The following is an 18,352-nucleotide window of genomic DNA, read 5'->3' as shown; positions in this document are numbered from 1 at the left end:
TTGCCTATTCCCAATTCACTACGTCAGCAGCTTCAGCAGCTCCACCACTCATACCATCGCTGCCCAATGACCATAAATCATACTCCCCATGCTCACCAGGCATCTTGTACTGGTAAGGCTTACCCCATGGGTCGTTAGGTACCTTTTTCTTTAGGTATGGCCCCTGCCATTTAGCCTCGTTTGCTGGGGCAGCATTAAGCGCGGCCAAACCGTTATCTATGCTCGGGTAGTGGCCGTTATCTAAACGGTATTGATCAAGGGCTTTTTCTAGTGAGTCAATCTGCGCTTTAGCGGTTTTAACTTCAGATTTACCAATCTGAGCAAAGTATTTAGGCCCTACATAACCTGCCAACAAGCCAATAATCACCATGACTACTAATAGCTCCAGCAAGGTAAAACCATGTTGTTTTGATTGTGTTTGTTTCATATATCCCTCAATACTTTTCAATCGTTGCACCAAATGGCACCAAGCCTGGAACATCAATCTCTAACCATTCCTGCCCATTACCCCCGGTGGTACGTAGGCGAATGGCACCGTCTTTTTCTTCTGGCTGACGCTGATCGCAAGTTGTTTTGATGTACAACATAGACGTCATTTTTCTTGTTACGCCATCAGCATCGTCAAAACTAATGTCGGTAGTAAAATCTACCCAGTTATCATTCACAGCCGCTGATTGATTTTTGCTGATTGCTTTTGTAGTGGCAGGCGCACCTTGTAAGGCTGGCAAGCTCAACCCAGTTTTGTCATACGGCACGGAGGTATAAGTTCTGCCGGCACGAAACAGAGCCTCAGGCATGCCGTAATCTTTGTTAGGTTTTGGTTTCATAAAGTAAGCAATAGCAACTGGGCGGCCTGAAAAACCACCACGTGTGATATCGTTAATTTCCCAGCGCTTACCGTTGGCTAAAGTTTGGTCTTTCATCAAAATATGGGTGCCAAAAATACATTCTTTGGTATCGTTGTTATGCCAAACGGTATCGGTCAAGGTAGCAAACTCCTCACCGCCGGCTGCTGCATAAGGCTCAGGGATAGGCACACCACGGGAAATAATACCCACTAGCGTAAACCCATCTAAAGGCGCATTCATTGGGCTATCGGCAAGCTTATCGTCACTCACTGCGCACTGTCCTACTGAGCTTTGGTTGCTATTACTGGCGTTTTTTTCACTCAATCCAAAGTTTGTGCTTGTGTCACACAAAACATAGGCTGAGTTTGTATTGCCTGTAGCTGGTAAGTTCACAAAACCACTTTGGCTGGCGTTGGTAACATCAGCACTTGCTGATAAATGGTGCATACAAAGCACTAAACCAAATAGGTAACAACTTATTTTCATTTTTATCATCCAGGTCGTTTATAAGGCTGGCAGAGCAAAGCCCTGCCGGCTTTTATTTAGCTAGTTCAAACCAAAATACAATTAGAAGTTAGCGTTAGCACCACTACGAGCTAAGCCTGAAGCCAAGATAGTGACCCATGGCTGTGACTCTTGACCTGTTTGGCGGATACGCACACTGTTTGCCAGTGATGCTGGTGCAGTAGAAGTACAAGCAGCTCGTACGTACATCATTGGCGCATCTTGCTCAGTACCACCGTCCTCATCTACACCACCGGTAACATCAACAGTAAAATCTACCCAGTTAGTACGGATTTCACTCGTTTGTTGTGCTGCAGTTGGCGCTGTTGCACCAGGACTAGCAGTTTGACCAACACCATTGATCTCAGTACCTGATGCTGGTACAGATGGGCCATTGATTGGGCGATGTACGAAGCCTGAAGCTACTAAAGTTTCATCAAATGGATCAGCCTGCATTTGTACTGATGTGAATGCACGGCCTACACGATACACTGATGAATCAGACACCCCAGGACGGTAGTAATAGCCTGCTGAAACATCCGTAGTAGCGCTAAACCCACCAAAAGCAAAGTCATTTACTTCCAGATACTGTTGACCTGCTAAGCTATTGTTATAGTCAAAAGTAGTGCTGGTATCCATGGATATTTGTTTGCCGTAGATACACTCAGTATTTGCCGTGTTGCGGAAAGTACGTGATGTCATATAAGCAATATTTTCACCATTGGCAGTAATCGCCACACTTGTTAGGTCACTTAAGGTAATTCTGCTAAAGCCTGAAACAGGGCTGGTATTGATATTTGCAGGGAACACTGCGCAATCATTATTTGCACTTGTTGTTGGCGCAGTAGAGCTACCTGCACCGTAGTTACCAGTTGCGTTACATGTAACCCATGCAGTTGTACCTGCTGGCTGATTAGTACCTGCTGAAACAGACAAACCTGCCGCTGGCAATGAAACCAAGCCAGTTGCAAATGCTTGGCTAGACGTGCCTAGAACTGCGATTACTGCTAATTTAAGTAATTGACTCTTCATTACTTTATCTCCTAAAACAGTTACAATAAGCAGGCATTTGTGGCTGCCTACAACACCAATTCACCCCAATCAGCTAAAGGCCCTTGTAAGTTCTTAGGTTGATTCGAGTTGAATGCTCAAGTGGGCAGTTCGCAAATGCCCTTTCTTATTATTTATTTCGCTAACTTATTTCCCTATATCAAAGTCATACGTCAATGTGAAGTAGGCTGAGCGTGGTGCGCCCGTCGCCAAGAAGGTGTTGTTTGTCCAATCTCTTGAGTTGTAATTAAAACCACTTATCGGATCAATGGCACCGCGAATAGATGGTGCAAATGCATTGACGCCTAAGCGCCCCCCACTGTAATAAGTGCGGTCAAACAAGTTATTAATCTGTAAGCCAGCTGTTAATCCTTTGGTAATTTTGTAAGAAGTATTGAAGTTAAATACCGCGTAGCCTGACGTTTTTCCTGAGTCTTTAAAATCTGGACGCGCCACCATGCACTGGAAATCAGTACCGCTTGTATTGCATGTATCCTGTATGGGTTTAGCAGGCCCTTGACGGTGTGCGTTATTCTCATTGCCACGTACAAATGCTTCTGAGTGCATTATTGCTGTTAAGCCTATTTTCCAATCGGGGGTAACCTCATAACTCACACTAGCATTCAAGTTATGAAGGGGAACACCAGGCATGCGGTTACCCTTTTTAACTTTAATTTGCTGGTAATCACTTATTGCATCACATTCTGGAGGACGATGATTACCATTGCACCCCGGGTAATTCTGGATAGTTCCGGCTTCGCTATTGTGTGGGCTACCCATACGGAAATCAGACTGAAATGTTGCGTCCGTCAACGAATAATTCAGTGCGAAGGAGGCTTTACCCAACTTGCCTTTTAAACCCATCTCTAGGCCTTGGCGGCGGGTATCGCCGATATTTTGGAAAAAACTACGTTCCGGACGGAATGCCACAAAGTAAATATCGTCTTGCAGATCCGTGCGATATACGCTGGCGTTCCATTCAATATTTTCCGTTAACTTGCCTCGAATACCGGTTTCAACAGTTTCTGATCGAACCTGTTTTAAATAAGGGTCGCCAGACATGGCGCTAGGCAAGCTACAGAAGCGATTCTCTGAAAGGGATCTAGCACGATATTTCTTTTCCCCAGTGACTGGGTCCGTGGAGTAAAGCACAGGTGAGTCATCGAATGCGCAGCCTAACTCAATCACGGTAGGGGTACGTGCACCACGGTTCCAGTTACCATAGATATTGGTATTTTGGTTAGCTTGCCAAGTAGCGCCTAAAGAAGGGTTAAAAGAATAATAATGGAACTCCTCATGCTCCATTGCGCGCATACCACCCTTTCCTCCAGTTCGCTCCGGCGAGAATGGAACAATAAAATTATCAAGCCCTGCTTGGCATTCGCTGCCTTCCACCGTTCCATCACCATCAAGATCATGGCACACCTGGGCCTCGTCTATTGTATTAAGGAAAGCATTCGCACCTTTAATTCCAAGAATATTATTGGTAGCCAGATAGTTGTTAATGGTGGTGTAGTTATAACGTGCAGCACCTGTCAGGCTGAATGTTTCAACCGGCGTCCAAGTTTCGCTAAAGTACACGCTCTTGGTAATAGAGTCACCTTTAAAGTCGTTCATTGAAATTGGGTGCGTCGCGGCATAAAACTCATAACCTAAGCGGTCTGGTGCTAACGCCCCACGATGATTGGCATCAAACAAGCCCAGCATTTGGCTACTATTGTAGGTGGTATCGGCAGCGTCATAGGATGCACCTATCATGAACTTGTGTTTTTCTAGGTTCCAGTTTAGTTGAAGCGCGGCACCGTCACTAACCTGATTGATATTAGTACTAGTAATAACAGCATTAGGCGTACCACCTACGTAGCCCGTCCCTCCACCGATGGTGCCATCGGCTTGTCGACCACCTCCATCACGTTGAATTGGAAGCCCATTACTATCCAATACCGGAAGAATAGGTATGGTTTCATATACTGAATTATCTTTATCTGAACCGGTAAATTTACTTGAACCATCAGGGTTAAGTGCTTCAGCAGCATTGACCACACCAAACGGTACCAAGATCACATAATACCCACTACCATCCGTATAGCTGCCAGAGACAGCACCACCTGTTATTGCGTATGTATTTGACGTTCCAGTTTGCGGATGTGGATCACCATATTGAGAATTGCCAGGTGCAATATTTGCTTTGTTTTGCCAATAATTGACAGCAAACTGATAATAGGTACTTGGTAACGCAGCATTGAAAAATCCTGATACTGGTTGAGTTGAATAATCAACCGTATTAAGTATTGGGTTATAGGTCCAAGAAGGAATAGGTGTAACACCGTCCGCACCTACAGTCATACCCTGATTAGCATGAGCCAGCGCATTAAAATTTGAGCCCACAAGTGGTATGCCGTTAGAAAGACTGTTAGCACTACCGTCATCTAGATAAAGTCGTTCACCATTGGTATCTAAAGCATTGCCATTGGCATCCGCCGCAATGTTGAATGGAACGGCATTGTAATCAGGCAGGCCATCATTGTTGATATCTGCATAACCCGGAATAACTTGCTCTCCAGGGGCAGGTCTTCTTGTAGCGTAGCCACCAAAATCCTGATTAATATCTGACGTCTTACTCTTACGATTGCTGTTGCGCTTGTAGATTTGACCGGTAACATTGAAGGTGTCAGTTACATCCCATAAACCAGTGAGTTGAAATTGCAGCAATTTATTTTTGGTTTGGTCTGGGCTGGTAAAAACTTTGCTGGGGTCTTGACGCGCCACCTCAGTCGGCAACAGGCCATTACCAATCAGGTCATTACCTGCGTACAGCGTAGATAATCCAATCTGCACCTTGTCATTACGCCACTCACCTTTGGCAAATAGCTGATTGACTTTACTAGGTGAATTGTCACGCCAGCCATCTTCATTAAAAATATTAGCTGCCACAAAACCCGCAATCACGCCGTTATTACCACCGACACTTCCTTGAATCTGTTTGCGGTTAAATGAGCCACCTAGAGCCTCAATGGTGCCCTCTTTAGCATCAAAGCCGCTTTTGGTACGCATAGAAAGCGCGCCACCTAGCGTACCTAAACCAAAGATAGGGTTGGAACCTGGGAAAACATCTAACCCAGACAAAGCGTTAAGTGGCAGCATGTCCCAGTTCACTACATCACCAAATGGCTCGTTCACACGTACACCATCCAGAAACACGCTTAAACCTTGTGCTGTGCCGATCTGCGGTGAAGCAGTGAAGCCACGGTAGCTCACATCCATTTGAAATGGGTTGCTTTGATAGTCGTTCACATTGACAGATTGCAGCTTGGAGTTCATTAAGTCGGAGATACTTAATGCATGCGACTCTTTAATTTCTTTAGCAGTAATACTTTGTACGTTGCCTGGAATCTCTTCTTTAGTGAGTGACAAGCCACGCAATGGCCCTATTTCATATAAACGTTTGGCGCGCACTTGAATATCTTGAAGCTCGATGCCTATTGGTAGGTCATTTTTACCTTTATCATCAGCCAAAGACTTTGCGTATTCTTTAGCAGCAGGACTGGTGCCAACTGGGTTAGCATCACTTACTTTCCCTGATAGCAATATCTTTTTATTGGCACCATACTTAGTGGCAACCGAAGGCAGAACTACAGATTTACCAACATTAACACTGCCAATTTCATTAGCATCGTCCACTGATGGTTGAGCAAGGCTGGTAGATGCATTATTTTTAACTGAATTTTCTTCAGCCTGACCGTATTGAGAAAACGTAGTTAAGATAATTAGCGGGATGGTTTTAAACTTAAAAGACAATAAACCTTTAGACGATTTGCTGTACGAACTCATTCTTACTTCCCCCCCTAGCTAACACACCTTAATATTGTTTTTGGTGTAGCAATTCATGTTAATTTTTACCTATGCGCAAATTGCGCTATCCAGTAAATATAAGGCTTGGGGGATATTCGTGTAAGAGTGAGACTCCCGAGTTATACCGGGAGTTACTCACTATTTATATCGGGATTTTTTCCCGAGCTAGTAACAAATGAGGGATGCAGATGTGAATGAGCGAAACAATTAGTCTGTGACTAACTTTTAGGCGAATGGGGGGCGTTTACTCTAGAATTACACCGTACCTAATTGCGAGCCTTACTAGCTCAACCGCATTGGTAATGCCAAGTTTTTGTTTAAGGATGGTTTGGTAGTTTGCTACAGTTTTTTGGCTCACATTAAGCATCAGCGCAATATCATCAACACTGCCCCCCTCTGCCAGCAACCTGAATACCTCAAACTCTCTGGCAGATAGTCGCTCAGTAGGGTCTTCCACGCCAGAAAGTGACTGCATAACAATTTTTTGCGCAATATTGGGGCTAATATAAGTTTTGCCGGAGTTGGCCTCACGAACTGCCAATAGCAAATCATCGGCCAGCCCTGATTTTAAAACATAGCACTTGGCACCAGCAGCCAGTGCCTGTGTGGCAAACGCGGTGTTTTGATGCATAGTGAAAATGACTATTTTTGCTGATGGGTCACGTTGCAATATTCGTCTCAAGGCCTCTAAACCACCCAGCCCCGGCATGGAGATATCCATGACCATCACGTCTGCCGGAAACTCGTTGTGGAGCTGGCAAGCCTGTTCACCACTATCAGCTTCCGCCACCACTTCAATATCACCACCAAGCTCTAATAAGCGGCGCAATCCTGAGCGCACAACATTGTGATCATCCACTAAAATGACCCGAATTTTGGTAATCATATGCCTGCCCTTAACATAATGGGTAAACTGACGTGTATCTCAACACCCGCGCCTGGGCTGGTATTGAGCTTAAATGAACCACTCAGTCCTTCTACACGCTCACGCATACCGGCTAAACCAAAACCGTGCGTGCTTAAGGTAGGGTCAAAGCCTTCCCCATTATCTTTGAGCAGTAGCTTTAAACGCCCAACCTGCAATTCAACCTTAATAGTCACCAATCGTGCTTTTGAATGCTTGGTCACGTTGGTTAGGCACTCTTGAACAATGCGATAAGTAGTAATTGCCATTGTTTCATTCAGGCAATTGATCTGATTAGAAATATTGATACTGAGGCTGATGCCGCGATTACGCTGCCGCCAGTTGTCTATAAGCTCATTTAATGATGCATGTAGCCCTAACTCATCCAGCACGGCTGGCCTCAAGCGTTGCAGCATTTGTCTGACAATTTCCATCATCTGCCTAGCTACAATACTGATAGCCTGCGCACTTTCATAAGTGGATGTAAGATCTTTTGCATTAAGTATGGCCGAGGCATCAATATTGATAGCCGTTAAATGCTGCCCTATTTCATCATGCAGGTCATGGGCGATATTTTTACGCTCGTCTTCTTGCAGCCTAATCAATTGAGTAGTCAGTCTATGGTTATTTAATATGCTGTTCTCTAAGGTTTGTGCCATTGTATTAAATTTACTGCTAACACTGGAAAGCTCAGGGAGCGAAAACAAAGGTAACCGCGCACTCCAATGCCCATGCTCAAGCTCTGTGAGCGCATCTAGTATAGTATTTAATGGGCGTAGGGCTCGGTCTACCGCCCAATAAATCATGCCATTAACTACTATAAAAAATAGTAACCCTAGGCTTAATAAACCTAAGGTGTCATGCCATATTTCAGCTATCTCATAGGATGGATCAGGCGTAATAACAAGCTCGCCTAGTATGCGATTATTGATAACAATTGGGCGTCGCGTAGTCTTTAGTGAAGAGGAAACCTTACTCATCAATTTTTCAAACCAAGCTGGTGGTGATGTATTGCCGTGGCTGGTGGGTGGACGGTTACTATCGCGCAGGTTTCCTTGCGCATCAAAAAACTCGATACGCAAATGGCGTACGTTATCTAAGCTTTGCAAACGAAAGATATCTACCTTATTTTTATCGCCATTATTAGCCCACGTGTAGTCCGAAACATAATGCAGCAATTCAGCATCGAGTAAATGCAATGCTAACACCGTGGTGGAATCGACCTCAGCCCTGACATCCTCTCTGGCGTTATCAATCATCATCCCCGCCCCTATCAGCATGACTAAGGCCAGCATCAAGGTAATGATTAAATTAATCCTGATTTTTAAGTTCATGTTATTTTTCTTGTTATTAGTTTATTTTTTATAGTTTAAATAACGCTACAACTATTATATTTAGGTCAGATTATTATCAAAGCCACATCTGTGCCAACATTAACAAACCAACATAAGATTATGTTTTATTTAAATTAATATATATGCAAAAATTGATTTAAATATGACGAATGGCTCAATTCAGCCTAATGCTGGCTGATATAAACAAACGTGGATAATGCGGCAATCGATGGTGACAATAACTTTGGTGCACTGGCCATTGAATCATTAATAGTTTTTTAGTAGTCATGCTTAAACTGTAACTAATCATAGAGTTTGATAACTGCCTTATCAAATGAAAATGATGTGTGTGGTATCGCACAGATTGCTTTTGCAAACATCTGCGAATATATAACTCTCCTAGCGTGTGAAAACGTTATTCAAAATAAACAGGAGAATGAATATGATAGAAGTCAGCAGAATTAAGCCAGAAATGCCGGTAGTTTGCTCACAAGATGGTCAGTTTGCAAAAGTTGACCATATGGAAGGTGATAAAACAATTAAATTGATGAGGGATCAGCATGGCCAACATCACTACATCCCATTAAGCTGGGTAACCTCTACAGACAATCAGCAGATTAAGATTGATCGCTCAGGGGAGCAAGCCATGAAAGAATGGGCGACCTCCGCCCCCACCAGTTAAACACTCGCGCATATTCTGGATTATTGAAATCTGGAATATGTCATATTGACTACTAAAAACAGGCTAAAAAATGATCACTCGATGCAATTTCATAAAGGAAAAAGCAGTGAAACATGCCGCGCTGCTATCCAGGTTTAAACAATTTCAACGGGCACGGAAAGTATTAAAAGATGCGGGAGTTTGCCTGTCTACAATAGAGCGCGTTTTATATGAGCCACATAATATCCGTGATGGTGACTAAACATACTCTAGCAGTCATTTACACTTCGTTCATTAGTTCATTTTACCGAAAGCTCATTTAGTGCAGACTACGCGTCAAACGCTCTAAACCATAATATCCTTAAGCTGTATCCATCAAGCCAACACTGACGTAAATTTATTGAGGCGTATCTAGTTGCTGCTATTGCACACTATAAGCATATCCTCAATAGCAGCGCCTATATGCATAAGGATTGTCATGATTCATCATTAGTCATTTATAGAAATACTCAATGACACTCTGGTCTTATTACTTAAATTCTTAGCTCTTAAAATAAACATCCACATAATGTTCTTGATAGTCATTAAACAACGGAACCCTGTTTTGTAATGCGCCTGAAGGCTCTGTTGAATCTGCTTGCACCCTAACGCCATCTACTCTCACTTCAGCAACTTGCTCCATATCGGTCATGATTCTATGCATGGCAATGTGATACAGAGTGTCGTGATAACGATAGTTAATTTTGTATGAGCTCCAATCTGCTGGAACACAAGGTGAAATACGCAAATGATCTACCTCAAATTGCAGCCCAAGTAGCGTTTCCAGGCTAAGCCGATACATCCATCCTGCCGCACCGGTATACCAAGTCCAGCCTCCTCTACCTGTGTGAGGTTGTGCTGCATAAATATCTGCAGCAATCACATAAGGCTCAACTTTATAACGAGCTATCTCACTAGCGTTTCTAGCATGATTGATAGGGTTAAGCATTGAATACAACTCCCAAGCACGCGCGCTGTCACCCATCATGCCATACGCCATGCTCGCCCATATTGCGGCATGCGTGTATTGCCCACCGTTCTCACGAACCCCTGGCACATAGCCCTTGATATAGCCTGGCTCAAGTTTTGACTGATTAAATGGTGGATCCAGCAGTTGCACTAACTGCCAATCATGCTTAACTAGCTGCTTACCTACAGCCTGCATGGCTAAACGGGCACGGTCTGGATCGCCACCGCTAGAAATTATTGCCCAACTTTGGCTAATAGAGTCTATTCTACATTCATCATTTTGAGATGAGCCTAATGGCGTGCCATCATCAAAATAGGCACGTCTGTACCATGCACCATCCCAAGCATTAGCTTCTATATTGCTACGTAGCTGCCATGCCTGGCCCGTGCAAATATCTGCAAAACCAGCATCGCCACGGCGTCGTGCCAGGCTAGAGAACAGTTGTAAGTTCTCATACAGAAACCATGCAAGCCATACGCTCTCGCCTTTTCCGTCGCGGCCGACCAAATTCATGCCGTCATTCCAATCACCACAACCCATCAGTGGCAATTGATTGGGGCCGAAACGTAAGGCGTGTTTAATCGCACGTACGCAATGTTCGTAAACGGTTGCTACTTCACTGGAGCGTTGTGGCTGATCGTAGTAAGCTTCTTCTTCTGGCTTTAACTCACGGCCTTCTAAGAAATGTACTTGCTCATCAAGCACCCCTGTATCACCAGTAGTTTTGACATAACGGCAGGTAGCATAGGCTAACCACAGATAATCATCAGAGAAATGCGTTCTTACGCCTTGCCCATGCGGTGGGTGCCACCAGTGCTGCACATCTCCTTGCGGAAACTGACGTGCAGCACAGCGCATGATTTGCTTGCGAGCAAGCGTTGGTGCGCTGTGAATGAGCGCCATTGTGTCTTGTAATTGATCACGGAACCCAAAAGCGCCACCAGACTGATAATAGCCACTACGCCCCCACAAACGGCAAGAAATTGTTTGATAGAGTAGCCAGCCGTTTGCCATTATGTCTAATGCAGGGTCTGGGGTTTCTACCTGTACAGCTCCCAATGTCTTGCTCCAGTATGTCCATACTGCTTCTAGTGCTGCTCTAGCACCGGCAGGATCACTAAATTTATGAACAAGATCTCTGGCTTCATCGCTATTAGCTGCAGCACCCAACATAAACACAATTTCATGCTCTTGGCCTGGGGATAGCTCCATCTGCGTCTGCAATACAGCACATGGATCAAAACTAGCACCGGTGATGCCAGATAAACGTTTGCGGTACATTGCAGCAGGATTTTTTAACGTACCATTGCGACCAATAAATGCGGTACGGCTACCACTAATGGACGGGTTATTGCCGCTGACCTTGGCAAAAAACACGCGCTTTCCACACTCTCTACCGTAAGCGTTTCGCGCAAATAGCGCACCACTATGGCGATCAACCTCAGTGACTATATGCATTAAATTAGCGTGCCGCCATTCACCTAGCACCAACTCCCAGTAGCCCGTCAAAGATATTTTTCGCGGTTTGTTTGTATAATTTTTAAGCTTAATTACCACAAACTTTACTGGCGCATCCATGGCAACATAGGTATGTAATGCGGAGGAAATACCAAATTCAATATGCTCAAAAACACTATAACCAAAGCCATGACGACAAATATAGCTATTCTTACCGCCTGCTGGTAACGGAGTGGGTGACCAGAACGCTCCAGTTTCTTCATCACGAATGTAAAATGCTTCAGCGCACGGGTCGCTGACTGGGTCGTTATGCCAAGTGGTTAATCGAAACTCATGTGCATTATCCACCCATGTATATGCACTCCCGCTTTCGCTGATAACTGTACCAATATGAGGGCTAGCAATGACATTAACCCATGGGGCTGGCGTGCTTTCACCTGATGCTAAGGTAATCACATATTCTCGCCCATCTGCGGTAAAACCTCCTACACCATTGTTAAATTTAAGCGCTGGTGCCGGTAGTAAATGCAGCTGCTCGCTGTATGTTTGAATCTGAACATCGAAGCGATCTGGTAATCGCTCTGCCAACACCCTGCGCTCTACTTGCTCGACTAAAGTTTCGGTAGTATCGGTAAACACGATACGCGCTACCGTAAGAAACAGCACCCTCTCGTCTTCTGACAACTCCTCAATACGCCTAACAAATACACCTCCTGGTTTATTTGTGGTTTTTGCTTCAACTCCCGCATTAATAAGCCCTAATATCTGATCTTGCAGTACAGCCCTATATCCAGAAAAATCTTCATTAATAATTACTAAATCAACAGTTAACCCTTTAACCTTCCAATACGCATGTGCCTGCAACACCTGTTTTACCAAATCAATGCGGTCTAGGTCACCGATACATAGTAAAACAATGGGTAAATCTCCTGACACACTGAAACGCCACAGGCCAGTTTGACCAAGCCGATTACGAGCAATAATACTGGGCGCTGCGCGACGTACCGCATTACCATAAACAACTGAACCAGCTAAGCGACCGTATACTTGCGCATCTGCTTCAGTAGCATTGATATTGCGTAATACACCTTGGCTATGAAACCAAGCCATCTCAAAGGCTCGCTCAATAAAATGTCTGTCACAATATTTGCTAAGCAGCGCCAATGCCTGCTCTCGTGTATCAGCAACACCGGTAATAAAATGTACCGTTGCAGAAGCATCAGTTAACAGTTCAACGCCTCGTCGAATAGAGACAATAGGATCTAGCACTGAACCGGATGTGTTGGATAGCATAGCGCTACTATTATCTAGCGCTAGTGGGTTGGTTAACGTGCGGCAGCGGCCAATAAATTGAGCACGGTCAGTTTCATAAGATGACGCTTCTGCCGCAACATCAGGCGCCGCTAACAAGTGAAACATCCATGGCACATGCTCCTCTGGTGTGCGGCGACGCCTAGAACAGAGAATCGCGTGTCGCTCTGCTAAAATTTCGGTTTGCACGAACAAATTGCTAAATGCACGGTGAGAAATATCACTACTTAATGCTGCCAATACAACTTCGGCATAACTGGTTACTTCAATGTGTCGGGTTCTTGCGGAAAGATTAGTCAGCGTCAAACGCCGTATTTCAATATCATCTTCAGGGGAGACAGCAATCTCGGTATGCGTTTCAATAGCATCATCGCGACGACGGTACTCAGCGCGCCCCTGCACAAAAATAGCCTCGTAGTGATCTGGCTTAGCTAATGTAGGTTGATACGCACTGGACCAATAACGCCTACTATCTGAATCACGTAAGTAAATAAATGTACCGCTACTGTCGCTGGTGGCATCTTCACGCCAGCGGGTGACGGAGATATCATGCCAGCGGCTATACCCTCCTCCCGCATTACTTGCCATTACATGATATCGCCCGTTAGATAACAAATGCACTTCTGGGATAGCCGTATTTGGGTTAGTAAACACGCGCATAATACTTGGCGTTTCTGATGCAGGTGGCTTTGCAGCGGCTGTCACTTCTGCCACGTGGGGGTGCAAGGTAGCACCGCGCTTAGGCACTCTTTCCTGTAGCAACAGCTCAGTTGCCTTAACTGAAGGGGATGACATAAAGCGCCTTTGCATAGGCTTGTTATGTATGACATGACCATAGGCTAACAAACTCATACCTTGATGATGCGCCATGAATGACCGTACCACCGCATGGGGTTTACCTCTGGGTAGGCGCGACGGTGTGTAATCAACTGCCTCAAAAAAACCATAATCACCAAGAAAGCCGGCACTAGCTAGTGCTTGTAAGTTACGACAAGCCTCTTCAGGCATCACCATCAGCGCCAGTGCACTTGCATAGGGTGCAATAACAAGGTCATCGCCCAGCCCACGTTTAAATCCTAACCCAGGTATGCCAAATGCACGGTATTGATAAATCTGGCTAGCATCTGTCGTGTTATATCCTGACTCTGAAATACCCCAAGGCACAGCACGTTGGCGACCATATTCAATTTGACGCAACACCACAGTTTTGCAGGTTTGCCCTAACAAGGTATTTTCGTAATCTTGCATCAGTAGCCTAGGCATCAGGTACTCAAACATAGATCCACTCCACGAAATAAGACTCAAATCACCGCCATGACTGGTGAGCAATCGCCCAAGTGAGAACCAGTGTTTTTGCGGCACTTTGCCTTCTGCAATGAGCAAAAAACTGGCCAACCTCGCTTCAGATGCAAGCAAATCATAACAAGATGGGTCGCGGCGACGCTCACCGACATCAAACCCAATACTTAGCAAATCTCGAGAAGTATCGTAAAGAAACTCAAAATCCATCACCGCCAGTTCACGGCAAGACGTCAATAGCGTATTGATCATGCTAATGCGCTCTAACGCCATCGAAGATACTGCAGAAAAAGCATCATCATTAGATAGCTGCATCAAGCTAGGAATGTTACTAAAATTTCCTTGTTTATAGGTCAACAATGCAATCTCTGTTCTCAACTCCTGACATTGCTGATGAAAAGATTCAGCCCAATAGTGACTGGACCCTCTAGGATTAATATCCGCTGGTAAGTAAGAGAGCAGTATGGCACTCATATCTGCCAAATCATTTACCAGCTTGCTCATTGAGTATAAATTGTGCGGTAAGCTTGCATCGATTAGCGCAGAATTTAAGGTGTCATCTATCAGCACAATTTGCTTTGCCATCAGCGATGATGGAGATACAAAGCTATGCTCAGTAAACACATGAAAAGTATCAAGTAAGCCCTGAAATACATTGTTTGATAATACTGGCTGGTATTTAAGATCCTCTAATCCAGCTTGTAGGGTAAGCAAACTGCCTGCTAAATTGCCGCTATCAACCGAAGAGACATATTGAGGATGCAGTGGCTGCAAGGTTTGTGTGTCATACCAATTGTAAAAGTGCCCACGATAGCGCTCCAGGCCTTGTAGCGTAGTCAGTGTTTGAGAGGTAAGTTGTAACAACGCTCCAGTAGTGATGTAGCCGAAATCATAGGCTGCCAGATTTGCCAGCAAGGACATACCTATATTGGTTGGCGAGGTGCGAGATGCAACTGCAGATAATGGATATTCCTGAAAGTTATCAGGCGGCAACCAATGATGCTCTGCACTAACAAACTGGGAGAAATATCGCCACGTACGGCGTGCTGATAGCCTAATAAATTTGCGCTGGGTTTTATTGAGGTGCTGCTCCTGATGCGCTAACGGCTTACTTATCCACCACCCTATCACCGGCGCTAGTAGCCACATCACAAGTAACGGTGAGTAGATCAATAACTCCGTTGTTTGATTACCATTCAATTTAATCAACAACATTAGAGCTAGCAATAGCGCCAAGGTAGGCGCAATCCACATTTCTACAAAAAAGTCTGATAGGGTATGCCGTGCATTTCTTTTGGCGTATGAACCCAGATGCCAAATCAACAGGCCTCGACGAGTAAATAGCATTCTCACCCCTGAGCGTAAAATCGCATCGAGACAAATCATTGCATCATAAGGTAGCAAAGCTAAAGTCAACATTGAAAGCAGCAGTGGCCTCACCGCAGACTTACCAGTTAATATCCAATGGGTCAGCCAATCTGTTGATTCAGGCTTACGCATAATTTCAATTAGCGTAGCCAATAAAGGTGGAATCAACACCAGACCGACTACTAACAGTGTCCACCCCGACGCCGGCCCCACGCCAGACAACCATCCAAACAATAGTAATGCCAATAATGATGGAGACACGAGGCTACGTCTCAAGTTATCGAAAATCTTCCACACCAGCAAAGCGGTGAGCTGATTATGGCAGCGTTTGGATTTAACAACATTCGCAGCTTTGGGTCCAGGTACACTAGGCAGTAACCAACCAGCTAATTGCCAGTCTCCACGTATCCAGCGATGACGGCGGCTAATGTCTATCACATAACTAGCCGGATGCTCCTCTATCAAGTCTATATCACTAACCAGCGCTGAACGTGCATATCCGCTTTCAAGCAAGTCGTGACTAAGAATAAGATTTTCTGGAAACCTGCCATCTACCGCTAAACGAAATGCATCTACATCGTAGATGCCTTTACCGATAAACGACCCCTCACCAAAAATATCCTGATAAACATCAGACACTTCACGTGTGTAAGGATCAACACTGGATTCACCTGCAAACAATTTAGTAAACCAAGATTGATCTGCACTCACTAAGCTTATAGAAGCACGTGGTTGCAATATGGCATACCCTTCAACGATGCGCCCTTTTTCGGCGTTATAGACTGGGCGGTTAAGCGGGTGTGCAATATTGCCAATCAGTTTCTTTGCTGTGTCACGGGGCAATTGCGTATCGGTGTCTAAGGTAATAACGTACTGGATAGATGCAAATATTGAGGTATCCCCTACAATATCTGAAAATGCACTTAGCGCACCGCCGCGCAACCTTGCATTCAACTCCTCAAGCTTACCGCGCTTGCGCTCATAGCCCATCCATACCTGCTCATGTGGGTTCCAAAGGCGTGGTCGATGAAACAGATAAAAGATACAAGGTCTATCATATTGATAAGTATCATTAAGCGCTTTAATCGCCTTAGTGACATGGCTTAGCAAGGGCGTATCAGAATTTAAGGTGCATTCAGCCGCGTCATAATAGTCTGTCAGTAATGCAAAAAACAAATTGGGATCACTATTGCCAAGATAGCGAATTTCTAATGCTTCAATCAGGCGATCAATCTCTTGTTGGCTACTTAGTTGCGTAGGCACAACCACCATGGTGCGGCTGGAGTCTGGTATACCAGATGAAAAATCTAACCTAGGTAAGGACCTTGGTGGCAAAAGATACGTAGCAGCCATGTTAACTAATGAAATAGCCAGTGCCGAGGTGCTAATCAACAGCGGCAATATAAGCAGCCAGTATCGCCAACCATCGATAGCCAACTCTGAAAAACTTGAAAGCACCATCCATGCAGGCAGCACGGTGAGTAAAATAATTGGTGTGAGATAAAGCGGCAAAGAAATATGACGACACACTCTTCTTACATACGTTTGCCATGAAACCTTTTTACCAACAATACGCTCTAGCTGATGCCGTCCATGTTCAATCAGGTAGTAGCCTACATGTGCAGTCCTCTCATCTGTGCCTACCACGTTTGCTGCATTTTGTGCCAAGGCGATTGCTTCACGAGCAACCGCTAGCTCACTGCAAGCACTATCTCGCGCCACCTCCTCTATCACATGCCGATAGCGATCTCGCGTAGCAAAGTCTTGCAAAGCATGCATCCCTGCTGGGTCGTCAGCAAGCGCATGTTCTACTGCACTCAAAGACTCCACATAGGTTCGCCAATCCATCGCGCCAATAAAACGCAAACTACCAATACTATTGGCGATGGATATCTGACTAGCTGCGGCGGTGCGTCCAGCCACCTCAGTAAGTTGGGTAGCTGTGACGCCTTGCTCCAACAACTTTTGCTCAACCCAAGTTTGAACAAGCACCATGGCAGCGCCATGCGCTTGAAGCCTAGTGTAAAACTCCTCTACAAAAGATGCGGTTAGCGGTACATCTGAGTTTGCAAATTCGGCAAGTAGCAAAATAAGCTTATTGGGTTCTTTTTCAACCGTTTCTAACATACGGTCAGCCCAAGTGATTGCGGTATCAAGCTCTTCGCGACGGCTCACGATACGCAATCCAATCCGTCGTAAGTTTTCCAGCAATGCCAGCTGCAGCATAATGGGGAACGCCCAAATCTCCCCCATTTTAAGTGACTCAACCGTTTGGTAAGCCTCAATAATATGGGTGACATTGTCGTTATCAATACGCCCATCCATATGAGAGATTAATGCCAACGCCAGATCATAGATACGTGGAAATCCAGCAGATGAGCCGTCCACTAAACGTGGTAATTGACGACTGTAGCCAAGCGGCAAATGCCGACGTGCCAAATCAATCTGTTGCTCAATCAGGTAAAAATTATCTAGAAGCCAAACCTCTGCTGATACAACACGCTGGCCAGGTATGGCTGCTGCTGTCACGATATCATATGCAGTTAGCAAAACCCGCTCATTATCAGCTAGCCTTGGCAGTAGCTTGTCTGGCCCGGGGTGAGCATCAATCTTATGCTGTCTCGCCATCATTACCGCATGATGCTTAAGCTGCTCAATACTAAACAACTCTGATCGCAATAGCTCTGTGTTTTTATCGTACTGCATGGTAATAGCGCTACGCACAGAAGTGATTAACTCTTTGATGACGATAAT

General features: G+C 44.9%; 8 protein-coding genes. 1 reads left to right on the top strand and 7 read right to left on the bottom strand.

Annotated features, from left to right (window positions below; all coding sequences use genetic code 11):
- Positions 1-4: 4 nt before the first annotated feature.
- From gspG to VGD82_RS03615, 6 genes are all read right to left on the bottom strand, one after another.
- Entirely contained in the window at positions 5-427 is a 423-nt protein-coding gene (gene gspG, locus VGD82_RS03640; RefSeq protein ID WP_331019100.1) for a type II secretion system major pseudopilin GspG, read from the bottom strand.
- 7 nt (positions 428-434) lie between these two features.
- A complete protein-coding gene (locus VGD82_RS03635) occupies positions 435-1,334 on the bottom strand; it encodes a hypothetical protein (RefSeq protein ID WP_331019099.1) in 900 nt (299 codons plus the stop codon).
- An 81-nt stretch (positions 1,335-1,415) separates the two neighbouring features.
- On the bottom strand, positions 1,416-2,384 hold the full coding sequence (locus tag VGD82_RS03630) for a hypothetical protein (protein ID WP_331019098.1): 969 nt from the start codon (positions 2,382-2,384) through the stop codon (positions 1,416-1,418).
- Between the two features lie 165 nt (positions 2,385-2,549).
- Positions 2,550-6,233, bottom strand: a complete 3,684-nt coding sequence (locus tag VGD82_RS03625) for a TonB-dependent receptor (RefSeq protein ID WP_331019097.1) — start codon at positions 6,231-6,233, stop codon at positions 2,550-2,552.
- Between the two features lie 265 nt (positions 6,234-6,498).
- A complete protein-coding gene (locus VGD82_RS03620; RefSeq protein ID WP_331019096.1) occupies positions 6,499-7,140 on the bottom strand; it encodes a response regulator transcription factor in 642 nt (213 codons plus the stop codon).
- Entirely contained in the window at positions 7,137-8,492 is a 1,356-nt protein-coding gene (locus VGD82_RS03615; RefSeq protein ID WP_331019095.1) for a histidine kinase, read from the bottom strand. Before VGD82_RS03615 ends, VGD82_RS03620 begins: the two co-directional genes overlap by 4 nt.
- Positions 8,493-8,934: 442 nt before the next feature.
- On the opposite strand from VGD82_RS03615, the gene VGD82_RS03610 reads away from it, so the two are divergent.
- The gene (locus VGD82_RS03610) at positions 8,935-9,174 is read left to right on the top strand and encodes a DUF2171 domain-containing protein (RefSeq protein WP_331019094.1); all 240 of its coding nucleotides are present in this window, start codon (positions 8,935-8,937) and stop codon (positions 9,172-9,174) included.
- A gap of 520 nt (positions 9,175-9,694) precedes the next feature.
- Here VGD82_RS03610 and VGD82_RS03605 read toward each other — a convergent pair.
- On the bottom strand, positions 9,695-18,304 hold the full coding sequence (locus VGD82_RS03605) for a GH36-type glycosyl hydrolase domain-containing protein (RefSeq protein ID WP_414684456.1): 8,610 nt from the start codon (positions 18,302-18,304) through the stop codon (positions 9,695-9,697).
- Positions 18,305-18,352: the final 48 nt, after the last annotated feature.

The organism is Methylotenera sp. (assembly GCF_036401095.1).
Taxonomy (GTDB): Bacteria; Pseudomonadota; Gammaproteobacteria; order Burkholderiales; family Methylophilaceae; genus Methylotenera.
This window is presented reverse-complemented; position numbering and strand designations above follow the sequence as displayed.

Bases quoted from the DNA above. Each gene is read 5' to 3' on its own strand.
- gspG (WP_331019100.1), bottom strand. From the start codon at position 427: ATGAAACAAACACAATCAAAACAACATGGTTTTACCTTGCTGGAGCTA.
- VGD82_RS03635 (WP_331019099.1), bottom strand. From the start codon at position 1,334: ATGAAAATAAGTTGTTACCTATTTGGTTTAGTGCTTTGTATGCACCAT.
- VGD82_RS03630 (WP_331019098.1), bottom strand. From the start codon at position 2,384: ATGAAGAGTCAATTACTTAAATTAGCAGTAATCGCAGTTCTAGGCACG.
- VGD82_RS03625 (WP_331019097.1), bottom strand. From the start codon at position 6,233: ATGAGTTCGTACAGCAAATCGTCTAAAGGTTTATTGTCTTTTAAGTTT.
- VGD82_RS03620 (WP_331019096.1), bottom strand. From the start codon at position 7,140: ATGATTACCAAAATTCGGGTCATTTTAGTGGATGATCACAATGTTGTG.
- VGD82_RS03615 (WP_331019095.1), bottom strand. From the start codon at position 8,492: ATGAACTTAAAAATCAGGATTAATTTAATCATTACCTTGATGCTGGCC.
- VGD82_RS03610 (WP_331019094.1), top strand. From the start codon at position 8,935: ATGATAGAAGTCAGCAGAATTAAGCCAGAAATGCCGGTAGTTTGCTCA.
- VGD82_RS03605 (WP_414684456.1), bottom strand. From the start codon at position 18,304: ATGCAGTACGATAAAAACACAGAGCTATTGCGATCAGAGTTGTTTAGT.